Below are 6532 nucleotides of genomic sequence, written 5' to 3'. Positions count from 1 at the left end.
AGCTGCGGCGAAGCCAGGGCCTTGACGAAGAGCAGCGTCGCGGCAGGTGGTGGCGACGGGAGGCTGATGCCTGACGTCATGAACCCTTCGAGATTGCTCTCGTCGGTCAGGTAGATGGTGAACTTGGCGACGTCGTCGATGCTCATTCCGGCGTCTGCCAGGACGGCATTCAGGTTCTCCACGGCAATTCTGGCCTGCTCGGCGACCCCTTCGGCGATGCTGCCATCCCGCCGGATTCCTACCTGACCGGAGACGAACAGGATGCGCTGCGGCGACGTCGCCTCAGCGCCCTGGCTGTAGGCGGGCGACGCCGCAACTCCTTCCGGATTGAACTTCCGCAACATTGTCTCCTCCATGGTCTTGGGATTTGGCGATGCTCCGTCCTCAGCAGCGCCTCGATCCGAGTTTGTCGGATTCGGCGAGGCGGGGATAGCCGTGCCTTCGAACAGAACGACGTCATCTTCGGTTGCGTATTGTGCGAAAGCGGAGGCCGGGCTGCCTGACGGGCATTGGCGGCCGCGATGCGGCGTCGTGCGTCACCTCCCGCCATCTTCCGGTGGCCCACTCGGGTCCTGATCGAGTCTGCCGGTCGGGCGTGACAGCGGGTGGCAGGAGCGATGCAACCGCGACGAGGCAAGGTCGTTCACCCGGCATGGTCACACGCACCATCCTGGAAGCGCCTTCGAGGCTCGGACTGTCGACGGGCGGCGTGGCGATGTTGCCCAAGGCGCTGCTCGCTGCCGGACTTGCCGAAAAGATCGGCGCGCGGCTTGGCGGTGAGGTTGTCCCGCCGGATCACGATCCGCGGGTCGATGCCGCCACGGGCGTTCTGAATCTCGCCGGCATCGCCTCCTATACGATCACGCTGGCGGATGCGATCGGTCCGCTGCTGGAGGCCGGCGACATGCCGGTCGTGCTTGGCGGCGACTGCTCGATCCTGCTCGGCTGCCTGCTCGCGGCGCGCCGGCGCGGGCGTTCCGGCTTGCTTTTCCTCGACGGCCATGCGGATTTCTTCCAGCCCGCGGCGGAGCCGAAGGGGGAGGTCGCCTCGATGGAACTGGCGGTCGCAGCGGGCCGGCACGATACTGTGCTTGCCAGGCCGGAAGGACGTTCGCCGCTGATCCGCGAGGAGGACGTCGTCGCCTTCGGCCGTCGCGACGAACAGGATTCGGAGGAGTCCGGCAGCCAGCGTATCGAGGAAAGCGACGTCCACCTCATCAATCTCGCACGCATCCGCGACATTGGCATCGCGGCGGCAGCCGACCGGGCGCTGGAGCATCTCGCGCGGCTCGACGGCTTCTGGCTGCACCTCGATGCCGACGTGCTCGACGCTGCCATCATGCCGGCGGTGGACCACATCGTGGAAGGCGGACTCGGCTGGGACGAGCTCGTCCATGTGCTGCGGCCAGCCTTTGCGACCGGGCGGGTCATCGGCATGAACATCACGATCCTCAATCCGTCGCTCGATCCGGATGGATCGATCGTCGGCCGTTTCGTCGACACGGTGGCCTCCGGCATGACGGCCTGATCGCAGCGGCGGCGGATGGGGAACGCCCAACGCTTGCCAACGCCCGAGGGAGGCTTGCGCAACGGCCTCGCCTGATGCAAACGGTGCGCAACGCTGCAAGCGCTCCGCACCGAGGCCCGATGTCCGCCACCGTCTCTCCGCTCGCTCCGAAAAAATATCCGAAAATGCCTGCCGTCGATGGTGTGCGCATCGCCACCGCGGAGGCGGGGATAAAGTACAGGGACCGCACGGACCTGCTTGCGATGGTGTTCGACGCGGGCACTGCGGCGGCGGGCGTGTTCACCCGCTCGAAATGCCCTTCGGCACCGGTCGACTTCTGCCGGCAGAACCTTGCCGGCGGCAAGGCGCGGATGCTGGTGGTCAATTCCGGCAATGCCAATGCCTTCACCGGAAAGAAGGGCCGCGAGACGACGCGGATGACCGCCGACGCGGCAGCCAGGGCCGTCGGCGGCGCCACCGGCGAGGTGTTCCTGGCGTCGACCGGCGTCATCGGCGAGCCGCTGGATGCCGGGCGCTTCTCGCATCTGCTGGCCGGCATGGCGAAGGAGGCGGCGCCCGGCCGCTGGCTCGACGCTGCCAGGGCGATCATGACGACCGACACCTATCCGAAGGTGGCGACCGCCACCGTCAGGCTGGGCGACGCCGAGGTCACCATCAACGGCATCGCCAAGGGCGCCGGCATGATCGCGCCCGACATGGCGACGATGCTGTCCTTCATCGCAACCGACGCACCGATCGCCGCCCCGGCGCTGCAGGCGCTGCTCGCCGGGGGCGTGGGATCGACCTTCAATGCCGTGACGGTCGACAGCGATACCTCGACCAGCGACACGCTGATGCTGTTCGCCACGGGCGCGGCGGCAAAACGCGGCGCCCCGGCCATCGCCGACGCCGCCGACCCGCGTCTCGGCCAGTTCAAGCGCGCGTTGAACCGCGTCCTGAAGAACCTGGCGCTGCAGGTGGTGCGCGACGGGGAGGGCGCGCGCAAGCAGGTCGAGGTGACGGTGACGGGGGCGAAGTCGGCGCGCTCGGCCAAGCGCATCGCGCTGTCGATCGCCAATTCGCCGCTGGTCAAGACGGCGGTCGCCGGCGAGGACGCCAATTGGGGGCGCGTCGTCATGGCCGTCGGCAAGGCCGGCGAGCCGGCCGACCGCGACCGGCTGGCGATCTGGTTCGGCGACAACCGGCTGGCCGTCGACGGCGAGCGCGATTCCTCCTATTCGGAGGCGGAGACCTCCGCCTACATGAAGCGGGACGAGATCGCGATCCGCGTCGATCTCGGGCTCGGACGCGGCAAGGCCACGGTGTGGACCTGCGACCTCACCAAGGAATATGTCGCCATCAACGGCGACTATCGAAGCTGACGCCCTTGTCCGTCTTCGCCATGCCAGAACTCACCACGGTCCGGCGCTTCGAGGCGGCGGGGTTCCGGGCCTGGCCGGCGGGGTCGGTCCATTATGACGGGACCTGGGCGATCCGCCTGACCCCGGCCCATGCGGGGCGGCGGCTGAACTCCATCAACCCGCTCGACCCGCGCGACGTCTCCGAGATCGGGGCACGGCTGGAGCGGGCGGCGAAGCATTTCGAGGCGGCCGGGCGCACCACCACGATGCGGCTTTCGCCGCTCGCCGCCAAGGCGATCGCCGATCACCTCGACGGCCTCGGCTGGCCGCGTTTCGCCGAATCGGCGGTGATGCGGCTCGACCTCGACGACGCCGTGGTCGAGGCCGCGCTCGACCAGATCCCGCTGAAGGATGTCGGCCGCTTCGTTGCGGCGGCCATCTCCGTGCGCGGACAGGATGCGTCGCAGCAGGCGGGATTGGCCGACGTCATCGGCTCGATCGAGCCGGAAGCCGGCCTGTTCGTGCTGGAGCAGGACGGCAGGCCGCTGGCCACCGCCATCTGCGTGCATGACGGTGAGCTGGCGGGACTGTTCGAGGTCGCGACGGCGGCGGTCGAGCGCGGCAGGGGCTACGGCCGCCGGGTCGTGCTGTCGGCGCTGAAATGGGCCCGCATGCGCGGGGCGCGCATCGCCTGGCTGCAGGTGGAGGCCGACAACGAGCCGGCGCTCAAGCTCTACGACACGCTCGGCTTCCGCGAGATCTACCGCTATCACTATCGGCAGCCGCCGGAGGATCGAAGCCTATGACGGTCAAGCCGATCCTGCTGGTTGCGGCCTGCGCGCTGGTGGACGCGGACGGCCGCGTGCTGTTGGCGCAGCGGCCGGAAGGCAAGACGCTGGCCGGCCTGTGGGAGTTCCCGGGCGGCAAGGTGGAGCCCGGCGAAACGCCGGAGGAGACGCTGATCCGCGAATTGCGCGAGGAGATCGGCGTCGAGACCAGGACGGCCTGCCTGGCGCCGCTCACCTTCGCCAGCCATTCCTACGAGAGCTTCCACCTGCTGATGCCGCTGTTCGTCTGCCGGCGCTTTTCGGGCGTCCCGATGCCGCAGGAAGGGCAGAGGCTGAAGTGGGTGCGGCCGCAGAAGATGCGCGACTATCCCATGCCGCCGGCCGACGAGCCGCTGATCCCGTTCCTCATCGACCTGCTCTGAGCCGTCGATTAACGAAAATTTCAATCGAATATGATCGAAATGCCTTCGGAATCGGGCGAGATTCCGCGGCGTCGGGGCGAAAAAACATGGGATTTGACGACGAAGAAGAGCGTTTTCGCGAGCGATCCCTGCTGGAAATCGCCAGCGGCAGCGTTCTGCGGATCGCCCTCCTGTTCGGATCCGTCGCGGTGGCGATCGCACTCTTCACCGCGCAGGTCCTCGACCATCGGCTGGGACGGGACATGGCCCGGTCCACCGTGGTGCCGGGCATCGACTATACGGCGACCGGCTCGATCGGCTACGACGGCACCTATACCGTGCGGCGAAGCGTCCTGCAGTCATCGCCGGACGCCGTCTGCATCATTCGCGACAACGGCGGCAGAAGCGGCGACTGCCCGCCGGCCGGTCGATAGAAACAGCGCGGCGCGTTTCACGCGCGGTTAAGGCTGCGGCGTTAACCTTCCTTAAGCTCTTGCCGCTAGTCTCCCCGCCGAGAGGGGAATTTCGGCATGAGCAAGCTCACCCGCAGCTTTGTGGATGACAACAAGGGCGCGACCGCCATCGAATACGGGCTGATCGTCGCCGTCCTGTCGCTGGCCATCGTCGTCGGCATCGGTGCGCTCGGCGAGAACCTGACGTTCCTCTGGAGCGACAACAATAGCCGCTTGGTGCAGGCGCTCGAAGGCGGCGACGGATCGTAGGATCAGGCTGGACCGCCTCCCTTTGGCGCGCGCAGCGCCTCGGCCAGCGATGCCTTGGCGGAGCCCGGCCTGAGCGGCTTCTGCTGGGTCGGCGCCGGCGCCCAGCCGGACATCCAGACGATCGAGAACGTCGCGCGGATCCGTCCGTCCGGATCGGAGAAGCGCTCGGCATAGACTTGCGCCGCCCGCAGGAACATCGTGCGCGGCGTGAAGCGGCGCGGCCGATCGGTGAGCGCGCTCGTCGCGCCCATGGCCCTGAGGTCGCGCATCAAGGCGAACATGTCGGAATAGCGGACCGTCACGGTCTCGACGTCGGCCACGGGCAGCGCGAAGCCGGCGCGCTGCAGCAAGGCGCCGACGTCGCGCACGTCGGCGAAAGGAATGATGTGCGGGCTGGCGCCGCCGGACAGCTCGCTCTCGGCGAGCAGCAGGCTTTCGCGCAGTTCGGCCAGCGTGCCTGAACCGGCCATGGCGCCGAGGAACAGCCCGTCCGGCCGCAGCGCGCGGCGGATCTGCACCAGCACGCCCGGAATGTCGTTCGCTTCATGCAGCGTCAGCAGCGAGACGGCGAGGTCGAGGCTTTCCGACCCGAACGGCACTGTTTCCGGCGCTGCGACCAGGCCGGCCGTTTCCCCGAGCAACGCCGGGTCGGCTTCCACCCGCGTCACCATGACCGTCTTGCCGCTGGCGAGCACGGTTTTGCGGGCGTCCTCGGTGAGGCAGAAGAGTGCCGCCGCCTCGTCGAATGTGCGCCCGACCGTGGCCAGCCGGTCGCCGAGATCCTCGGCGACGCGGCGCATCAGAAAATCCGCTCCCGCGACGGGCTGCGCCAGCGCCCGGCGCTTGTGCCGGAGCGAGAGGTCGGTGTCGATGATCGGCTGCACGGCGAGCTCCGCGTCTCGGGAAGTGCGCGCGGCCTGCGCGCGCATCTGCTATGGTCCCGCTCGGGGAAACGATCTCATGGCGGATTGGGGGGCGCACTTCAAGGCTGTTGCCGCCGCGGCGCGGGAAATGCCGGCGCGGCTGCTGTTCCCGCCGCTCTGCGCCGGCTGTGGCCGCCAGGTCGGCGAGCCCGGTGTGCTGTGCGGCGTCTGCTGGACGGGCTTGCGCTTGCTCGACCGGCCGTGGTGCCCTGTGATGGGGACACCGTTTCCGCACGACATGGGCGAAGGCTTTCTCTCGGCCGAAGCCATCGCCAGCCCGCCGCCCTTCGAGCGCGCCCGCGCAGCCGTCGCCTATGCCGGCGTGGCCCGGCAGATGGTGCAGCGGTTGAAATACAACGACCGCACCGACCTCGCGCCCTGGATGGGCAAGTGGATGGTGCGCGCCGGCTTCGAGCTGTTCCCCGATGCCGACCTGATCGTGCCGGTGCCGCTGCACAGGCGGCGGTTCTTCCGCCGGCGCTTCAACCAGTCGGCCGAACTGGCGCGCGGCGTGGCGCGGCTGACCGGGCTGCCGTTCGAGCCCGGCGCGCTGCAGCGGGTGAAGGCGACCCGCCAGCAGGTCGGCCTCGGACAGCGCGAGCGCGCGGAGAACGTGCGCGCGGCCTTCGCCGTGCCGGCGGCAGCGGCGGACGGGGTGCGCGGCCGCCGGGTGCTGGTGATCGACGACGTCTATACGACCGGCGCCACCGTGGCGGCGGTGACGCGGGCGCTGCGCAGGGGCGGTGCGGCCGCCGTCGACGTGCTCACCTTCGCGCGTGTCCTGCCTGGGGACTTCCTGCCGGAAGACTGAGCGACTATATACGCCTGAC

The 6532-nt window shown here is 68.9% G+C and carries 9 protein-coding genes; 7 read left to right on the top strand and 2 right to left on the bottom strand.

All coding sequences use genetic code 11. From position 1 onward, the window contains the following. Window positions 1-341, bottom strand: a 341-nt coding sequence (locus C7I84_RS28210; protein WP_207771086.1) for a RidA family protein, incomplete at its 3' end; no start/stop codon positions are given. Between the two features lie 311 nt (window positions 342-652). On the opposite strand from C7I84_RS28210, the gene C7I84_RS28205 reads away from it, so the two are divergent. The 6 genes from C7I84_RS28205 to C7I84_RS28180 all read left to right on the top strand — a co-directional run bounded on the left by C7I84_RS28205 (window position 653) and on the right by C7I84_RS28180 (window position 4779). Continuing rightward, a complete protein-coding gene (locus tag C7I84_RS28205) occupies window positions 653-1528 on the top strand; it encodes an arginase family protein (protein WP_106775542.1) in 876 nt (291 codons plus the stop codon). A 119-nt stretch (window positions 1529-1647) separates the two neighbouring features. Then, window positions 1648-2889: a bifunctional glutamate N-acetyltransferase/amino-acid acetyltransferase ArgJ gene (gene argJ, locus C7I84_RS28200; RefSeq protein ID WP_106775541.1), complete on the top strand. Its 1242-nt coding sequence runs from the start codon at window positions 1648-1650 to the stop codon at window positions 2887-2889. Window positions 2890-2909: 20 nt separating this feature from the next. Next, complete coding sequence (locus C7I84_RS28195) at window positions 2910-3674, top strand: GNAT family N-acetyltransferase (protein WP_106775545.1); 765 nt, start codon at window positions 2910-2912, stop codon at window positions 3672-3674. Continuing rightward, window positions 3671-4078: a (deoxy)nucleoside triphosphate pyrophosphohydrolase gene (locus C7I84_RS28190; RefSeq protein ID WP_106775540.1), complete on the top strand. Its 408-nt coding sequence runs from the start codon at window positions 3671-3673 to the stop codon at window positions 4076-4078. Before C7I84_RS28195 ends, C7I84_RS28190 begins: the two co-directional genes overlap by 4 nt. Before the next feature lie 86 nt (window positions 4079-4164). Beyond that, the gene (locus C7I84_RS28185; protein WP_106775539.1) at window positions 4165-4491 is read left to right on the top strand and encodes a hypothetical protein; all 327 of its coding nucleotides are present in this window, start codon (window positions 4165-4167) and stop codon (window positions 4489-4491) included. A 96-nt stretch (window positions 4492-4587) separates the two neighbouring features. Then, the gene (locus C7I84_RS28180; protein ID WP_106775538.1) at window positions 4588-4779 is read left to right on the top strand and encodes a Flp family type IVb pilin; all 192 of its coding nucleotides are present in this window, start codon (window positions 4588-4590) and stop codon (window positions 4777-4779) included. A gap of 2 nt (window positions 4780-4781) precedes the next feature. Here C7I84_RS28180 and C7I84_RS28175 read toward each other — a convergent pair whose 3' ends face one another. Beyond that, on the bottom strand, window positions 4782-5663 hold the full coding sequence (locus tag C7I84_RS28175; protein ID WP_106775544.1) for a methyltransferase domain-containing protein: 882 nt from the start codon (window positions 5661-5663) through the stop codon (window positions 4782-4784). A 76-nt stretch (window positions 5664-5739) separates the two neighbouring features. On the opposite strand from C7I84_RS28175, the gene C7I84_RS28170 reads away from it, so the two are divergent. Beyond that, window positions 5740-6513 (top strand): ComF family protein, encoded by a 774-nt coding sequence (locus C7I84_RS28170; protein ID WP_106775537.1) that lies wholly within the window; start codon window positions 5740-5742, stop codon window positions 6511-6513. The last annotated feature ends 19 nt before the right edge of the window (window positions 6514-6532 follow it).

The organism is Kumtagia ephedrae (assembly GCF_003012745.1).
Lineage (GTDB): Bacteria > Pseudomonadota > Alphaproteobacteria > Rhizobiales > Rhizobiaceae > Kumtagia > Kumtagia ephedrae.
The sequence above is the reverse complement of the archived record's forward strand: the minus strand, read 5'-3'. Positions and strand labels throughout refer to the sequence as shown.

Bases quoted from the DNA above. Each gene is read 5' to 3' on its own strand.
- C7I84_RS28205 (WP_106775542.1), top strand. From the start codon at position 653: ATGGTCACACGCACCATCCTGGAAGCGCCTTCGAGGCTCGGACTGTCG.
- argJ (WP_106775541.1), top strand. From the start codon at position 1,648: ATGTCCGCCACCGTCTCTCCGCTCGCTCCGAAAAAATATCCGAAAATG.
- C7I84_RS28195 (WP_106775545.1), top strand. From the start codon at position 2,910: ATGCCAGAACTCACCACGGTCCGGCGCTTCGAGGCGGCGGGGTTCCGG.
- C7I84_RS28190 (WP_106775540.1), top strand. From the start codon at position 3,671: ATGACGGTCAAGCCGATCCTGCTGGTTGCGGCCTGCGCGCTGGTGGAC.
- C7I84_RS28185 (WP_106775539.1), top strand. From the start codon at position 4,165: ATGGGATTTGACGACGAAGAAGAGCGTTTTCGCGAGCGATCCCTGCTG.
- C7I84_RS28180 (WP_106775538.1), top strand. From the start codon at position 4,588: ATGAGCAAGCTCACCCGCAGCTTTGTGGATGACAACAAGGGCGCGACC.
- C7I84_RS28170 (WP_106775537.1), top strand. From the start codon at position 5,740: ATGGCGGATTGGGGGGCGCACTTCAAGGCTGTTGCCGCCGCGGCGCGG.